The 14191-nt window shown below is 71.6% G+C and carries 16 protein-coding genes; 7 read left to right on the top strand and 9 right to left on the bottom strand.

Annotated elements, in window-relative coordinates; all coding sequences use genetic code 11:
• Positions 1 to 9: 9 nt before the first annotated feature.
• Entirely contained in the window at positions 10 to 1494 is a 1485-nt protein-coding gene (locus tag L2C96_RS21450) for a cytochrome ubiquinol oxidase subunit I (RefSeq protein WP_237337488.1), read from the bottom strand.
• A 160-nt stretch (positions 1495 to 1654) separates the two neighbouring features.
• Between L2C96_RS21450 and L2C96_RS21445 the strand changes: the two genes are divergently transcribed.
• The gene (locus L2C96_RS21445) at positions 1655 to 2527 is read left to right on the top strand and encodes an NmrA family NAD(P)-binding protein (protein WP_237337487.1); all 873 of its coding nucleotides are present in this window, start codon (positions 1655 to 1657) and stop codon (positions 2525 to 2527) included.
• 110 nt (positions 2528 to 2637) lie between these two features.
• Positions 2638 to 3225: a TMEM165/GDT1 family protein gene (locus tag L2C96_RS21440; protein ID WP_027935606.1), complete on the top strand. Its 588-nt coding sequence runs from the start codon at positions 2638 to 2640 to the stop codon at positions 3223 to 3225.
• Here L2C96_RS21440 and L2C96_RS21435 read toward each other — a convergent pair.
• Positions 3222 to 3788: a TetR/AcrR family transcriptional regulator gene (locus tag L2C96_RS21435; protein ID WP_237337486.1), complete on the bottom strand. Its 567-nt coding sequence runs from the start codon at positions 3786 to 3788 to the stop codon at positions 3222 to 3224. The two genes, L2C96_RS21440 and L2C96_RS21435, sit on opposite strands and share 4 nt — an antisense overlap.
• A gap of 86 nt (positions 3789 to 3874) precedes the next feature.
• On the opposite strand from L2C96_RS21435, the gene L2C96_RS21430 reads away from it, so the two are divergent.
• Positions 3875 to 5026 carry an FAD-dependent oxidoreductase gene (locus L2C96_RS21430; protein ID WP_237337485.1) on the top strand — a complete coding sequence of 384 codons (1152 nt, stop codon included), beginning with the start codon at positions 3875 to 3877 and terminating at the stop codon, positions 5024 to 5026.
• Here the strand turns inward: L2C96_RS21430 and L2C96_RS21425 are convergent.
• From L2C96_RS21425 to L2C96_RS21410, 4 genes are all read right to left on the bottom strand, one after another.
• Positions 5023 to 5658, bottom strand: a complete 636-nt coding sequence (locus L2C96_RS21425; protein ID WP_020416384.1) for a helix-turn-helix domain-containing protein — start codon at positions 5656 to 5658, stop codon at positions 5023 to 5025. The genes L2C96_RS21430 and L2C96_RS21425 overlap by 4 nt on opposite strands.
• Positions 5658 to 6512 carry a hypothetical protein gene (locus tag L2C96_RS21420; RefSeq protein WP_269462683.1) on the bottom strand — a complete coding sequence of 285 codons (855 nt, stop codon included), beginning with the start codon at positions 6510 to 6512 and terminating at the stop codon, positions 5658 to 5660. The genes L2C96_RS21425 and L2C96_RS21420 overlap by 1 nt, the downstream gene beginning before the upstream one ends.
• A gap of 69 nt (positions 6513 to 6581) precedes the next feature.
• Positions 6582 to 7622, bottom strand: a complete 1041-nt coding sequence (locus tag L2C96_RS21415; protein ID WP_237337484.1) for a hypothetical protein — start codon at positions 7620 to 7622, stop codon at positions 6582 to 6584.
• A 37-nt stretch (positions 7623 to 7659) separates the two neighbouring features.
• Positions 7660 to 8685: a hypothetical protein gene (locus tag L2C96_RS21410; protein WP_237337483.1), complete on the bottom strand. Its 1026-nt coding sequence runs from the start codon at positions 8683 to 8685 to the stop codon at positions 7660 to 7662.
• Positions 8686 to 8782: 97 nt separating this feature from the next.
• On the opposite strand from L2C96_RS21410, the gene L2C96_RS21405 reads away from it, so the two are divergent.
• Complete coding sequence (locus tag L2C96_RS21405; protein WP_237337482.1) at positions 8783 to 9574, top strand: DUF2470 domain-containing protein; 792 nt, start codon at positions 8783 to 8785, stop codon at positions 9572 to 9574.
• On the opposite strand, the gene L2C96_RS21400 is transcribed toward L2C96_RS21405, so the two are convergent.
• Positions 9571 to 10029 carry a PPOX class F420-dependent oxidoreductase gene (locus L2C96_RS21400; RefSeq protein ID WP_020416379.1) on the bottom strand — a complete coding sequence of 153 codons (459 nt, stop codon included), beginning with the start codon at positions 10027 to 10029 and terminating at the stop codon, positions 9571 to 9573. The genes L2C96_RS21405 and L2C96_RS21400 overlap by 4 nt on opposite strands.
• A gap of 60 nt (positions 10030 to 10089) precedes the next feature.
• Here L2C96_RS21400 and L2C96_RS21395 point away from each other — a divergent pair, with 60 nt between their 5' ends.
• From L2C96_RS21395 to L2C96_RS21385, 3 genes are all read left to right on the top strand, one after another.
• Positions 10090 to 10854 carry a CPBP family intramembrane glutamic endopeptidase gene (locus L2C96_RS21395; protein WP_237337481.1) on the top strand — a complete coding sequence of 255 codons (765 nt, stop codon included), beginning with the start codon at positions 10090 to 10092 and terminating at the stop codon, positions 10852 to 10854.
• A gap of 50 nt (positions 10855 to 10904) precedes the next feature.
• Positions 10905 to 12092 carry an arginine deiminase gene (locus L2C96_RS21390; RefSeq protein ID WP_027935604.1) on the top strand — a complete coding sequence of 396 codons (1188 nt, stop codon included), beginning with the start codon at positions 10905 to 10907 and terminating at the stop codon, positions 12090 to 12092.
• Positions 12093 to 12222: 130 nt separating this feature from the next.
• The gene (locus tag L2C96_RS21385) at positions 12223 to 12771 is read left to right on the top strand and encodes a ferritin (protein WP_272883006.1); all 549 of its coding nucleotides are present in this window, start codon (positions 12223 to 12225) and stop codon (positions 12769 to 12771) included.
• A gap of 58 nt (positions 12772 to 12829) precedes the next feature.
• Here L2C96_RS21385 and L2C96_RS21380 read toward each other — a convergent pair whose 3' ends face one another.
• Positions 12830 to 13642 carry a hypothetical protein gene (locus tag L2C96_RS21380; RefSeq protein ID WP_237337480.1) on the bottom strand — a complete coding sequence of 271 codons (813 nt, stop codon included), beginning with the start codon at positions 13640 to 13642 and terminating at the stop codon, positions 12830 to 12832.
• The gene (locus tag L2C96_RS21375; protein ID WP_020416374.1) at positions 13639 to 14142 is read right to left on the bottom strand and encodes a SigE family RNA polymerase sigma factor; all 504 of its coding nucleotides are present in this window, start codon (positions 14140 to 14142) and stop codon (positions 13639 to 13641) included. The genes L2C96_RS21380 and L2C96_RS21375 overlap by 4 nt, the downstream gene beginning before the upstream one ends.
• Positions 14143 to 14191: the final 49 nt, after the last annotated feature.

Below are 14191 nucleotides of genomic sequence, written 5' to 3'. Positions count from 1 at the left end.
GGCCGTTCCCTAGTAGGCGAAGGCAAGCTCATCCTTGCCCTCCTGGTCGTGATCGGTCTTCTTGGGCGGAATGACGCCCTCGATGCCGCCGCGCACGTACTTGCGGATCAGGAACACCTCGACCACGCCGAGCACGGCGTACAGGGTGGTCAGCGCGATCAGCGAGGTCCACACCTCACCGGTGGAGATCCGCGACACGGCCTGCGCGGTGAACATCCAGACACCGTCCACACCGGACGGGTTGGGCACCACGACGAACGGCTGCCTGCCCATCTCGGTGAAGATCCAGCCCGCGCTGTTCGCGATGAACGGCGTCGCGATGCTCAGCAGCGCCAGGCGCGGGAACCACTTGGTGTCCGGGATCTTGTTCTTGCGCGTCAGCCAGAGCGCCAGCAGCCCGGTGCCCGCCGAGATCGCGCCGAAGCCGATCATGATCCGGAAGCCCCAGTAGGTCACCGGGAGGTTCGGCACGTAGTCGATCGGCTTGCCCGCCAGCTCGCCGAGCGCCGGGTCGTCCGGGTAGTTCGTGCCGTAGCGCGCCTGGTACTCGGTCACCAGGTCCTGGACGCCCTTGACCTCGGTGGTGAAGTCGCTGTGGGCCAGGAAGGACAGCAGCGCGGGCACGTTGAACGTCTTGACGTCCTCGCAGTTCTCCGAGGTGACGTCGCCGATCGCGATGATCGAGAAGCTGGCCGGCTGCTCGGTGTGGCAGAGCGCCTCGGCCGAGGCCATCTTCATCGGCTGCTGCTCGAACATCAGCTTGCCCTGGACGTCGCCGGTGATGGCGAGCACGGCGAACGCGACGATCCCGGTCCAGCCGCCGAGGCGGATCGACGACCGCCACACCGCGCGGTGCTCGTCGTCGGTCTTGCGCTTGCGCCACAGGTGCCAGGCGGCGATGCCGACGAGGAACGCCGCGGCGACCGAGAACGCGCCGGCGATGGTGTGCGGGATCGCGGCGAGCGCGGTGTTGTTGGTGAGCACCGCCCAGATCGAGTTGAGCGTCGGCTTGCCGTCGACGATTTCGGCGCCGACCGGGTGCTGCATCCACGAGTTCGCGGCGAGGATGAAGTACGCGGAGGCGATCGTGGCCAGCGAGAACGCCCAGGCGCAGGCCAGGTGCACCTTCTTCGGCAGCCGGTCCCAGCCGAAGATCCACAGGCCGAGGAACGTCGACTCGACGAAGAAGGCGACCAGGCCCTCCATCGCCAGTGGCGCCCCGAACACGTCACCGACGAAGCGGGAGTAGGCGTTCCAGTTCATCCCGAACTGGAACTCCTGGACGATGCCGGTCACCACGCCCATGGCGAAGTTGACCAGCAGGAGCTTCCCCCAGAACTTGGTCATCTTGTAGTAGCGCTGCTCACCGGTGCGGACCCAGGCGGTCTGCATCCCCGCGACGAGGACCGACAGTCCGATGGTGAGCGGGACCATGAGGAAGTGGTAGACGGTGGTGATCCCGAACTGCCACCGCGCCAGCTGGAGCACGTCCACGTCATTCAGACTGCTCTGTTCCCCGGCCGGGCATCAGGTCCCGGGGTCCTGATCTTGCCGGGACCTAGGTCCCGGTCACCGACACGGCTTTGACAAGCGGGGCGATCGTTCCGTATCTTCCGGATTAGCCGGGGCGGTCGCCCCGCTTCTGGAGGAAGTCATGAACGAGCTGGTACTGGTCACCGGAGCCACCGGGCAGCAGGGCGGGGCGGTCGCGCGGCGGCTGCTGGCCGACGGCTGGCGGGTGCGGGCGCTCACCCGCGACCCGGCACGGGCCCAGGACCTGGCGGCGGCGGGCGCCGAGGTGGTGCGCGGCGACCTGGAAGACGAGGCTTCGGTGGCCGCCGCGGTGGCGGGCGCCTACGGCGTGTTCAGCGTGCACCCCGGACCGCTGGCGCCCGGACAGGACGAGGTCCGCGCCGGGAAACTGCTCATCGACGTCGCGCGGCGGGCCGGCGTACGGCGCCTGGTCTACAGCTCGGCCCTCGCGGCCGACGTGTTCCAGGCAGCGAAGTGGGAGGTCGAGCAGCACCTGGCGGCGAGCGGGATGCCGTACACGATCCTGCGGCCGTCGTCGTTCATGGAGAACTACCTGAACCCGCTGTTCGGCCTGCGGGACGGCGCTCTGCGGACCGCGCTCGCGCCGCACGTCCGGCAGCAGCTGATCGCACTGGACGACATCGCCGCGTTCGCCGCGGACGGGTTCGCGGGGCGGCTCGACGGTCGCACGCTGACCCTCGCCGGGGACGCGCTGACCCCGGGCGAGGTGGCCGCCGCCATCAGCGCGGCGATCGGCGTCACAGTGCCCTACGAACAGCTCCCGATCGACGAGTTGCGCCGCGTGAATCCACGCTTCGCCCAGGGTTACGAATACCTCAACAACAACCCCGAGCCGCCCGTCGACATCGCCGCGCTACGAGCGCTCCTACCAGCGCTGATGACCTTCGCCCAGTGGCTGGAGCGGACCGGTTCTGCCCAGCTCAAGGCAGGTTTCGGCGCAACGAAGAAAAATCTGCGCCCGAGCCAGAAATAATTCTGGCGAACCGAAAACCGGCAATTCGCGAAACCGATCTGCTGGTAATTGCCGGAGCTCCCCTTTATCGTTGCAGTGAAAGGGGAGTGGAAATCACCGTGAGTACCGCACTGCTGGCACTGCTCAGCGCGTACGTCCTTGTCCTGGCCGTGGAGCTGCCGGACAAGACGATGATCGCCACCCTCGTGCTGACCACCCGCTTCCGCGCGTGGCCGGTCCTGGTCGGGGTTTCCCTGGCGTTCGCCGTGCAATCCACGATCGCGGTGCTCTTCGGCCGCGCGCTGACGCTGCTGCCGGAGAGCCTGGTCGCGGCGGTCGTCGCCGCGTTGTTCGGGCTCGGGGCCTTCCTGCTGCTGCGCGAGGGCTTCTCGACGGCCGACGAGAGCGGCGAGGACGCGGCCCGGCAGGGCGTGAAGCCGGTGACCTTCCTGCGCTCGGCCGCCACCTCGTTCGGCGTGCTGTTCGCCGCCGAATGGGGCGACGCGTCCCAGCTGGCGACCGCCGGGCTGAGCGCCCGGTACGGCCATCCGCTGATGGTGGGCGCCGGCTCGCTGCTCGCGCTGATCACGGTGGCCGCGGTCGCGGTGTTCATCGGGCACAAGGTGCGCGGCCGGCTCAAGCCGAAGCTGCTGCAGCGCATCGCCGGGTTCGCGTTCGCGGTGTTCGCGCTGCTGGCGGTCGTGCAGGCGTTCGTCTAGGCGGTCAACGCGATCGTGGCCCGGCGGGCCGCGGCCAGCACATCCTCGCGGCTCGCGTCCGTCCGCTGAGCGGACAGCAGCGCGGCACCCACGGTGTCGAACGCCATCCGCACCAGCAGCCGGTCGGCCGGGGTCGCGTCGCCGGGCACGAGCAGGTCGACGACCTGCTCGAACTCCGATCGCACGTCGGTGCCGTCGTCGAGCAGGTTCCGCAGCACGGGACCGTTGGCGTGCATCAGCCGCATGCCGTCGAGCCGCTCGGGCGTCGTGCCGTCGATCCAGCGCAACGCGGCCCGGCGCAGCAGATCGGGTGACGCCGGCTGCGCGCGAATCCACTCGACCAGCTCGGCCAGCTCCTTCCGGCGCTCGGTCAGGAGGCTCGTGACGATCGCCTCCTTGCTCGGGAAGTGGTAGTAGAGCGCCGACTTCGTGATGCCGAGCGCGGTGCTGATGTCCCTGGTCGAGGTGCCCTCGTACCCCTTCTCGATGAACAACCGCAGCGCGACGCGCAGGATCTCGGCTCGCGTCTCGGCGCCGCTGCGCCGGTCCTCCCTCGTGGCCATGCGCCCAGTCTAGTTGCTGACCGACCGCCCGTTCAGCTAGCCTATCCACTGACCGACCGCCCGTTCAGTAGATAGGAGAAGTAACCATGACTCCACGAATCACGATCATCGGAGCCGGCCCCGGCGGCCTCCTCTGCGCCCGCGTCCTCCAGCGCCACGGCATCGAGGTCACCGTGTACGACGCCGACGCCGCCGTGGACGCCCGGGACGCAGGCGGCAGCCTCGACCTGCACGCCGACACCGGGCAGATCGCCATGTCCGACGCCGGGCTGCTGGACGAGTTCCTGGTGCTGTCCCGCCCCGAGTCACAGGCCGGGAGCCGGCTCGACCACCACGGCACGGTCCTCAAGGCCTTCGTGCCCGCCGACGACGACCTCGCCGCCCCGGAGATCGACCGCGGCCAGTTGCGCGCGCTGCTGGCCGCGCACGTCGAACCCGGCACCGTCCACTGGGGACACAAGCTGGCGCGCGCGGAACCGATCGGCGGGGGCAGGCACCGGCTGGAGTTCGCCGACGGCTCGGCCACCGAGACCGACCTGGTGATCGGCGCCGACGGCGCCTGGTCCCGGGTCCGGCCGCTGGTCACCGACGCCACCGCGCAGTACACCGGCGTCAGCTTCCTCGACGTCCGCTTCGACGACGTCGACACCCGCCACCCCGGCGTCGCCGCGCTGACCGGCCCCGGGCAGATGTTCGCCAACGACGGCGACGGGCACGGCATCATCCTGCAGCGCAACAGCAACGGCCACATCCGCGGCTACCTGGTCGTGCGCGGCGACCGCATCGCGCTGCACGACCCCGAGGCGCTGAAGCGCTTCCTGCTCGGCGAGTTCGCCCACTGGGCCGACGTCTTCCGGCCTGCGCTGACCGACTGGGACGCCGTCGTCGAGCGGCCGATCCACGTCCTGCCCGCGCCGATGACCTGGCCGCACACCCCGGGCGTGACCCTGCTCGGCGACGCGGCGCACGTGATGGCCCCGTTCGGCGGGTTCGGCGCGAACCTCGCCCTGCTCGACGGCGCGGAACTGGCGCACGCGATCGCGGCGGAGCCCACCCTGGACGCCGCGATCACCCGCTACGAGAAGGGCATGCTCGCGCGGGCCGGTGAACTCGCGGTGGGCGCCAACCAGGCGCTCCAGGAGTTCGTCACCTCGGCCGACCCGGACGACGCGCCGGACCACGAGGCCGAGCACCGGCAGTACGAGGCAGCGGCCGCCGAGTACCGCCGCACCCGTTAGTCCCCGCGCAGGACCTCGGCGACCGCGGCGGCGGCCGCCACCACCTGGGGGCCCACCGCGTCCGCGTTGAGCGGCCCCAGCGCGATCACCCCGACCGCCGCGCGCAGGCCCGGCACGCCGCGCACCGGCGCGGCGACACCCGAGGTTCCGCGCTGTGGTTCGCCGGTGACCGCCGCCCAGCCGCGGCTGCCGCGACGCAGGGTCAGCGCTTTCCCGGCCGCGCCGACACCGATCGGGTGGCGCGCGCCGACCCGGTAGGACACGTGGAAATCGGTCCACGACGGCTCCACCGTGACGACCGGCTCGACCAGATCACCCTCGGCGATCGACAGGTAGGCGGTCGCGCCGGCCTTCTCCGCCAGCTCGCGCAGAGCGGGTCGGGCCGCCTCGCGCAGCTGCGGGACGACCTGACCGGCCAGCCGCAGCACGCCGATGCCCAGCCGGACCTTGCTGCCGTCGCGCCACACCAGGCCGCGCGCGGACAGCGGCACCAGCAGCCGGTAGACCGCCGCGCGGCTGGCGCCGATCGCGGTCGCCAGCTCCGAGATCGTCGCCGCGTCACCGTCGGCGTCGGCCACGGCCTGCAGCAATGCCAGGCCGCGGTCGAGGGTCAGCGAGCCTTCGGCGCTCACTACAGCAGGCCGAGCGCCTCGAGGTCGGCGACCGGAGCCTCGAAGCTGTCGCAGGCGTAGGACGCGAAGAGCGCGCGCACCGCCTTCGCGGCGGGCTCGGACAGCGACTTCGCCTCCGCGGCGAGTGCCTCGCCGTCGGTGGAGGCGAGCGCTTCGCGGACGTCCCCGCCGGACAGGCTGCGCGCCACCGCGACGAGCAGGTTCAGGAAGCCGTGGTGGGCGATGCCGTTGTCCGGGTCGTCGTGCCGGACCGCGCGGTGCAGGCTGTTGGTGGCCTTGAAGGAGGCGCCGGGCGAGCCGGACAGGACGGCGAGGAAGTCGGCGACCTCGTCGACGCTGGGGAAGTTCTCGCTGGACTGGCCGCCGCAGCGGATCTTGGGCCAGCTGCCGTGCTCGATCACCCGCCGCACGCCGTCCAGCCAGCCGACCCCGCGCCGCGGCTCGACCACGCGGATCACGTCCTCCGGCACGAACTCCGAGACGCGCTCCAGCCACACCTCGTCGACGTCCGAGGGCGCCGGCATCTCGACCATGCGCAGCGACAGCAGCTCACTGCGGGACTCGACGATCGAGATCGCCTTCGGCACGCCGCCGAGACCGGTGTCGATGATCAGCGACAGCGGCAGCGGCTGCTTCGGCTTGATCTTGATCAGCTCGGTGATCAGCTCCGGCAGGCGGGAGGCCTGGCACAGGAACACACCGAGCAGGCCCGCGTGGTCGCCCTCGCGGCCGGCCAGGTAGTTCCGCAGCGCGTCCGGCATGGTGGCCGTTCCGGGCGGGAAGAGCGCCGAGTCGTCTACGAGCCGCGCGAAGAGGGGCGGAATTCCGCGGGGGCCGGGGGGCGTGAGTTCCACAGCGCTTGACACATGGGACACGCTAGTAGCGTACGGGAACCGGACAAACGCGTACGCTCCCCGGACAGTTCACCGGAGGTTCACCACCGCGAGAACGGGATGCCCGGGCAGCCCGGCCACCACCCGGCGGCCCCGCTCCGGCACGCCGAGCACCCACAGGCGCTGCGTGTCGCGCACGTTGACCAGCAGGTCGAGCGGCACCCGCGGGAACCGGACCACCGCTTCGCCGTCGGGGAGCATCACGCGGCCGGTGGCTTTGCCGACCGCGCCCGAAGTGCCCGGCGTGATCGCGGTGTCGAGCGTGGCGTGCAGTTCCTGCCAGGGCTGCTCGCGCACGGCCGAGGACAGGGTGGCGACGCGGACCGGCATCAGCAGCCCGGTCACGGCGTAGACGACCGCGAGGATCATCGTGAACGTGCGGGTGCCGGGCAGGTCGGAGGCGAGGTTGCCCAGCGCCCAGATCCCGGCGGCCAGCAGCACGAAAGACCCCGCCATCCCCCACGACCGCTGCCGGACCTCGCGCAGGAACGTGGTCACCACCGGGTCCCGCAGGGCCGCCACCATGGGCCGCGGCTGCTCGGCCGATTCCACCGAGCCCGGCTCGGGTGCCGTCCGGATGCGACCGAACCGGCCGTTGATCCCGCCCGGCAACCCGACGAGCACGCGGCCGCGCGGGTCGGGGCCGATGAAGTAGAGGCGCCGCAACCCGGCCAGCAGGACCCGCTTCGACGCAGGCAGCCGCACGACCAGCCACCGCGGCTCGGGACCGGGCAGCGCGACGCTGACCTTCGACCCGGCCACCAGCAACTGCCCGGGGCCGGGGGTGAGCAGGACCACCGGGTGCGCGAGCAGCCTCCGGCAGGGCAGCACCCGGAAGAACAGCAGCCACAGCTGCGCGACGGTGACCGCGGCGAGGATCGTCGCCAAGCCGGCCGAGAGCGGGCCGGGGTCCAGCGCCACCACCGCAGCGCCCGCCACCACGTAGACGACCATCGAGTTGATCAGGCGGTTGCGCTGCTTGGTCACGATCTCGACGTCGAGCGAGTCCGCCGCGGCCGGTTCGCCGTGGCGCGGCTCGTGGACGAGGACGCGCTCCTGGGTGGGTTCCACACCTCCGAGTCGATCAAGCGGCCACCGGCGTTACCCGTCAGTCCAGCCGGACCTGGCCGAGCACCGGGTGACCGGGCACCCCGGCCGCGAGCTTGCGGCCCCGCTCCGGCGCGCCGAGCACCCACAGCCGCTGCGTCTCGCGCACGTTGACCAGGAGGTCGAGCGGCTGGCGGCCGAACCGGACCCGCGCGACCCGCCCGTCCGGCAGGGTCGCCCGCCCCATCGTGTTCCCGGTGCCCGTGGCGTGTGGTTCGACCGGCGTGTCCAGGGTGACGCCGAGTTCGGTCCACGGCTGGGTGCGCGCCGCCCGCGCGATGCTCCGCACCTGCAGCGGCCGGGCGACCCCGAGCAAGGCGTAAGCCACGCAGAACACGGCCGTCACGCCGTTCGGGCGCGGGAAGCCGAACGCCTCCGCACCCGCTTCGGTGAGCACCCACACGAACGCGCCGGCGACCAGAAAGGCCGTGGACACGAGCGCCGCCCGGAGCCGGAGTTCACGGACGAACGCGATCACCACCGCGTCCGGTGCGACCTCGTCGGGCGCCCGGGAGCCGGGCGCGGGTGCGGTCCGCACGCGGCCGAACTGCCCGATGATGCTGCCCGGGACCCGCAACACGAGCCGGCCGCGCGCGTCCGGCCCGAGCATGAACACGCGGCGCTCGCGCGCCAGCAGGAGCCGCTTCGAGCGGGGCATCCGCGCGACGACCCAGCGCGGCTGCGGCCCGGGCAACGCGATGCTCACCGTCCGGCCCGACACCAGCAGGTGCCCCGGCCCCGGCGTGAGGACGACGGCGGGCATCCGGAGCAGCCGGCCCAGCGGCCGGGTCCGGCAGGCCAGCGTCCACACCGACAACGCCGCCAGCGCGGTGAACACCGCGGTCACCGTCCAGACCGCGGGACCGGTGAGCCGGAACAGGACCGCCAGTGCGACCGGGAAGGCGTAGAACACGCTCGACGTGATCAGACGACCACGGGTCTTCTCGACGATCTCGACCTCGAGTGGATCGGTCGCCGCCGGTTCGCCGAGGTGCGGCTCGTAGACACGCTGCCGGGTGAATTCCACGGTCCGCCAGTCGGAGTGGCAACGGGGAACGTTACTGATCCACTTCCCTTCCTCCGTCACTCAGGTTAGGCTCACCTAAGTAGGAGGTGGTGGCCCAGTGACCGAGATCCGACGTCCGCCCGCACCCAGCCCCGCCGAGCGTGCGAAGACCATCGCCGTGCGGAACGGCCCCGGCGCGCTGCTGCCGACCGCGGGCGACCCGACCGGCAGCGACCGCGTGGTGCCCGAACTGCACCACGTCCACCCGAGCGGCAGCGTCAGCGTCCTGCTGCCGGACGACCACCCGCTGCTGACCCGCACCCGCGAGGCGGACCGCGGCGAGCTGGCCGTCGTGTTCGAACTCGCCGACCACGCGCCCGTCGACCTGCGGGAACCGATCCGCGGGCTGCTCTGGATCACCGGCTGGCTGCGGCACCTCAGCCCGGAGTCGGCCCGCGCTAGGGCACTGTCCATCGCCGAGACGCGGCCCGATCCGCGCCTGCTGGACCTCGGCCACGGCCTGAGCCTGCTGCGGCTCACGCCGGCCTCGCTCGTCCTCGCCGACGCCGAGGGCACCCATTCCCTGCGGCCGCACTTGTTCTCCGCCGCCGCGCCGGACCCGTTCACCGGCTACGAGTCCGGCTGGTTGCGGCACCTGGAGACCGACCACGCCGACGTCGTCGGCCAGCTCGCCCGGCACATCCCCGAGGAGCTGCGCGGCGGCCGGATCCGCCCGCTCGGCCTGGACCAGTTCGGGCTGCGGCTGCGGGTCGAGTCCGGCGACGGCGACCACGACGTGCGCCTGGCCTTCGCCAAGCCGGTGCACAGCCCCGCCCAGCTCAGCACCGAGCTGCGGCGCCTGGTGGGCTGCCCGTTCCTGGCGCGGAACCAGGTGCGCGTGCAGCCCTAGCCGAGCTCCGGCGGGAAACCGCCGGTGGCGATCGGTCCCCACCGCTCGATCGTCACGCGGATCAGGCTCTTGTTCTGCTTGACCATCGCCTCGCGGTACTCGTCCCAGTCCGGGTGCTCGCCCGAGATCGACCGGAAGTACTCCACCAGCGGCTCGACCGCCTCGGGCACGTCCAGCACCTCGGCCGTGCCGTCGAACTGCACCCACGGCCCGTTCCAGTCGTCGGAGATCACGCACGCCGAAACGGCCGGGTCGCGGCGGGCGTTGCGGGTCTTGGCGCGCTGCGGGTAGGTCGCCACGACGAACCGGCCCTCGGGGTCGATCCCGGCGGTGACGGGCGACAGCTGCGGCGTGCCGTCGGCGCGGGTGGTCATCAGGATCGCGCGGTGCCGGGGGCGGAGGAACTCCAGCAGTTCGGCGCGGTCGACGCGGTCAGCGGTCGCAATCTTGGCCATGTCTCCAGACGGTAGCGTGCGGACGTGCTCAGCTCCTGGCTCCGCCCCGAACGTCCCGCGATGCCCGAACCCGTGGACGCCGGGACCGCTCGGCGGCTGAAGATCGAGCTGGTCGTCGTCTTCTCGATCACGCTCGGCCTGTCCGGCGCGCGCAGCCTGCTGTCGCTGATCGACTCGCTCCTGCAGCCCGAACCGCTGTCCGACCAGCAGGTCGCGCTGAACGTCCCGCAGCGCGCCGCCGATCTGCTGGACCTGCTCGCCCAGCTGCTGTCCGCGGTGCAGCTCGTCGGGTGGGGCGCGCTCGGCGCGTACCTGCTGTGGCGCGGCGGGATGAAGCTGGCCGAGGTGGGCCTGGACCGCACCCGCCCCGGCCGGGACGTGCTCTGGGGCGCCGGATCGGCGGCGTTGATCGGCATCCCCGGGCTGGTGCTGTACTTCGTCGGCTGGAAGCTCGGCTTCAACCTCGCCGTCGTCCCGTCCCGGCTGGACGACACGTGGTGGCGCCCGATCGCGCTGACGCTGTCCGCGTTCGGCAACGCCTTCGCCGAGGAAGTCCTGGTGGTCGGGTACCTGCTGACCCGGCTGCGGCAGCTGGCCTGGCGCGAGAACACCGCGTTGTTCGCCGCCGCCGTGCTGCGCGGGTCCTACCACCTCTACCAGGGCTTCGGCGGGTTCGTCGGCAACCTGGTGATGGGACTGGTGTTCGGCCGCGTGTGGCAGCGGACCAACCGGCTGGTGCCGCTGATCGTCGCGCACACCCTGCTCGACGTGGTCTCGTTCGTCGGGTACTCGCTGCTCCGCGGACACGTCAGCTGGCTGCCCTGAACAGGCACTCAGCGCACTACGCTCAGCGCGTGACCACCAAAACCCCCAGGGTGGACAGCGAGGTCGGGCCGCTGCGCGCCGTCCTGCTCCACCGGCCGGGCAACGAGCTCACGAGGCTCACCCCGCGCAACAACGACAAGCTGCTGTTCGACTCGATCCCGTGGGTCGGCCGCGCCCAGGAGGAGCACGACGCGTTCGCCGAGGTGCTCCGCGGCCGCGGCGTCGAGGTGCTCCTGCTGGCCGAGGTGCTGCGCGAGGCGCTCACCGATCCGCGCGCGCACGCCGCCGGGGTGCACGCCGCGGTCGACGACCGGCGCCTCGGCGAGGACCTTGGGGACGCGCTGCGCTCGCACCTGTCCGGTGTGGACGCCGCCACCCTGGCCGAGGTCCTGATGGCCGGGCTGACATTCGAGGAGCTGCCCGCCGCCGATGGCGCGTCGCTGGTGCGCAAGATCCACCACCCGCACGACTTCGCGGTCGACCCGCTGCCGAACCTGCTGTTCACCCGCGATTCGTCGGTGTGGATCGGCGACCGGGTGGCGATCTCGTCGCTGGCCATGCCCGCCCGCCGCCGCGAGACCGCGCTGCTCGACCTCGTCTACGCCTACCACCCGCGGTTCTCCCACGCCTCGCGCGCGTACGGCGCCCACTCGGCGCCGGTCGAGGGTGGCGACGTGCTGCTGCTCGCGCCGGGCGTGCTGGCCGTCGGCATCGGCGAGCGCACCACGGCCGCAGGCGCGGAGTCGCTGGCGCGCTCGCTGTTCGCCGACGACATCGCCCACACCGTGCTCGCGGTCCCGATCGCACAGGCCCGAGCCACGATGCACCTGGACACCGTCTGCACGATGGTCGCGCCGGACGCCGTGGTGATGTACCCGCTGGCCCGCGACGAGCTGGTGGCCTTCACGCTGCGCCCGGACGGCGACGGCTCGCTGCGCGTGGACGGCCCGGAGCCGTTCCTGCACGCGGCGGCCGAGGCGATGGGCATCGAGAAGCTGCGGGTGATCGACACCGGGCTGGACCCGGTGACCGCGGAACGCGAGCAGTGGGACGACGGCAACAACACGCTGGCGCTCGCGCCCGGCGTGGTGGTCGGCTACGAACGCAACGTGGAGACCAACGCGCGGCTGGCGGACGCCGGCATCGAGGTGCTCGCCATCGCCGGCTCCGAGCTGGGCTCCGGCCGGGGCGGGCCGCGTTGCATGTCCTGTCCCGTTGTCCGTGACCCGATCGGGTAATTAGGAAAGGCTAAGCTGAATTAGTACGTCCTAAATAAGCACTTCCTAATCTCGGTAAGCCTACCCAAACGAAATCGGAATCACCAGGGCCAAGGGGTTAACGATCAGCAAAATGGCCTATTCTTGAGTCATGGCGATGCTGAAGAAAGAACCGCGCTCCAAGTTCTACGAGCTCCTGCAGCAGCAGGTGCAGAACGAGTTCCACGCTTCCCAGCAGTACGTGGCGCTGGCGGTCTGGTTCGACAACGCGGACCTGCCCCAGCTGGCCAAGCACTTCTACCGCCAGGCGGTGGAGGAGCGGAACCACGCGCTGGCGATCGTGCAGTACCTGATCGACACCGATCACCACGTGGACATCCCGCCCACCGGCGAGGTCCGCAACGACTTCGCGGAGCCGCTCGAACTGGTCGAGCTCGCGCTGGAGCAGGAGAAGGAGGTCACGGCCGACTTCCGCACCCTGATGAAGGCCGCCCGCGCCGAGGACGACTACCAGGGCGAGCAGTTCCTCCAGTGGTTCCTCAAGGAGCAGGTCGAGGAGGTGTCGCAGATGTCCACACTGGTCAACGTGGTCAAGCGCGCCAACGGCAACATGTTCGAGGTGGAGACCTGGCTGGCCCGCGAGTCCGTCGGCGACGACGGCGCCCCCGACATGCCGCCGGTCGCCGGTGGCGCCCTGTAGGACACCGCCATACCGCGGAGCGCACGAGAGCCCGGGCTTCGGCCCGGGCTCTTTCGCGTCAGCAGCCGGGCGGGGCGACCAGTTCCCAGTGCACGACGGTTTCCGCGGAATCGACGTAGAACGTGTAGTTGGCGCCCGACCCGGCGGCGGCGCTGTAATTCCCCGCACCGGCCGTTAGATCAGGATAGGCATTCCTCAGTTCGGTCACCGTGGAACCGGTGCCCACCTTTTCCGGAGTACGCGCGCCGGTCGCGGTGAAGACCACCACTCCCCCGGTCGGCGAAATCGTCACCGACGCGACGTTCGCCGTGCCTTCGGTGAGCCGGTAGGTGGTGCATTCGGCAGGCGCCGTACCGGCGTCGGCGAGCAGCCCGGTCGCCTTGGCCTCGTCGAAGGTCATCCCCAGCCGCAACGGTCCGTAGCCGGTGGGGCCGAGCACCACCGCCGCGGGCTCGGGGCGCACGGTCGTGCGGCTGCTGCTCGACGGCGCAGGCGTGGACGTGCCGGCCGGCGGCGGCGCGGGCAGGACCGTGGTGGTCGACGACGGCGCGGGCGGCTGGGTGGGCAGTTCGGAGAACGACGGCGGCACCACGACCGGCCCGGGCGCTTCCGAGGTCGTCGTGGGGGCGGTGGTCGTGGGCTGGGCGGCCTGGTGGACGCCGGGGTCGTGGCGCTCGGCGACGAGACCGGCGGTGACGAGCAGGGCGGCGGTGAGGACACCCCCGGAGGCGGCGACGGCGGTGCGGCGGCGACGGCGACGGCGGGCGCCGCGGACGATGGCGCTCTCGGCGCCCGGCGCGGGCGTGATCGCCAGCCGGTCGTCGTCGAACAACCGCCGCAGCTCGTCGCCGAGCTCGTCGTCGGGGTTCACCAGTCGTCCCTCCCTCCGGAGATCGAACCGATCTTGGTCCGCAGCGTCGCGATCGCCTTGCTGGCCTGGCTCTTGACCGTGCCGGCGCTGACGCCGAGTGACGCGGCGATCTCGGCCTCGGACAGGCCCTCGTAGTAGCGGAGCACGATCACCGCGCGCTGGCGCGGCGGCAGCTCGCGCAGGGCCTGCCACAGCGGCTCGTGCTCGAACGGGTCCACCGGTTCGGCGGTGCGCTGCTCGGGCAGGTCGGCGACCAGGCTCTCCCGCTTCAGGCGCCGCCAGCGGCTGATGTGCGCGTTGGCCATCGCACGGCGCACGTAGGCCAGCGGGTCGGCCGTCTTGCGTTGCACGTGGGTCCAGCGGGAGCCGATCTTCTCCAGCACGGTCTGCACCAGGTCGGCTGCGTCGTGCGGGTTGCCGGTGAGCGCGTGGCCGTATCGGAGCAGCCCGGGCAGGCTCGCCTGGACGAACTCTCCGAAGTCCGCCAGCTCCTCGCTCACCGCTGACCCCCTCCCCGCCGCGCGGCCGCCTCCCCAGGCGATGGCCGAC

The organism is Amycolatopsis tucumanensis, assembly GCF_021654135.1.
Classification (GTDB): domain Bacteria; phylum Actinomycetota; class Actinomycetes; order Mycobacteriales; family Pseudonocardiaceae; genus Amycolatopsis_E; species Amycolatopsis_E tucumanensis.
The sequence above is the reverse complement of the archived record's forward strand: the minus strand, read 5'-3'. Positions and strand labels throughout refer to the sequence as shown.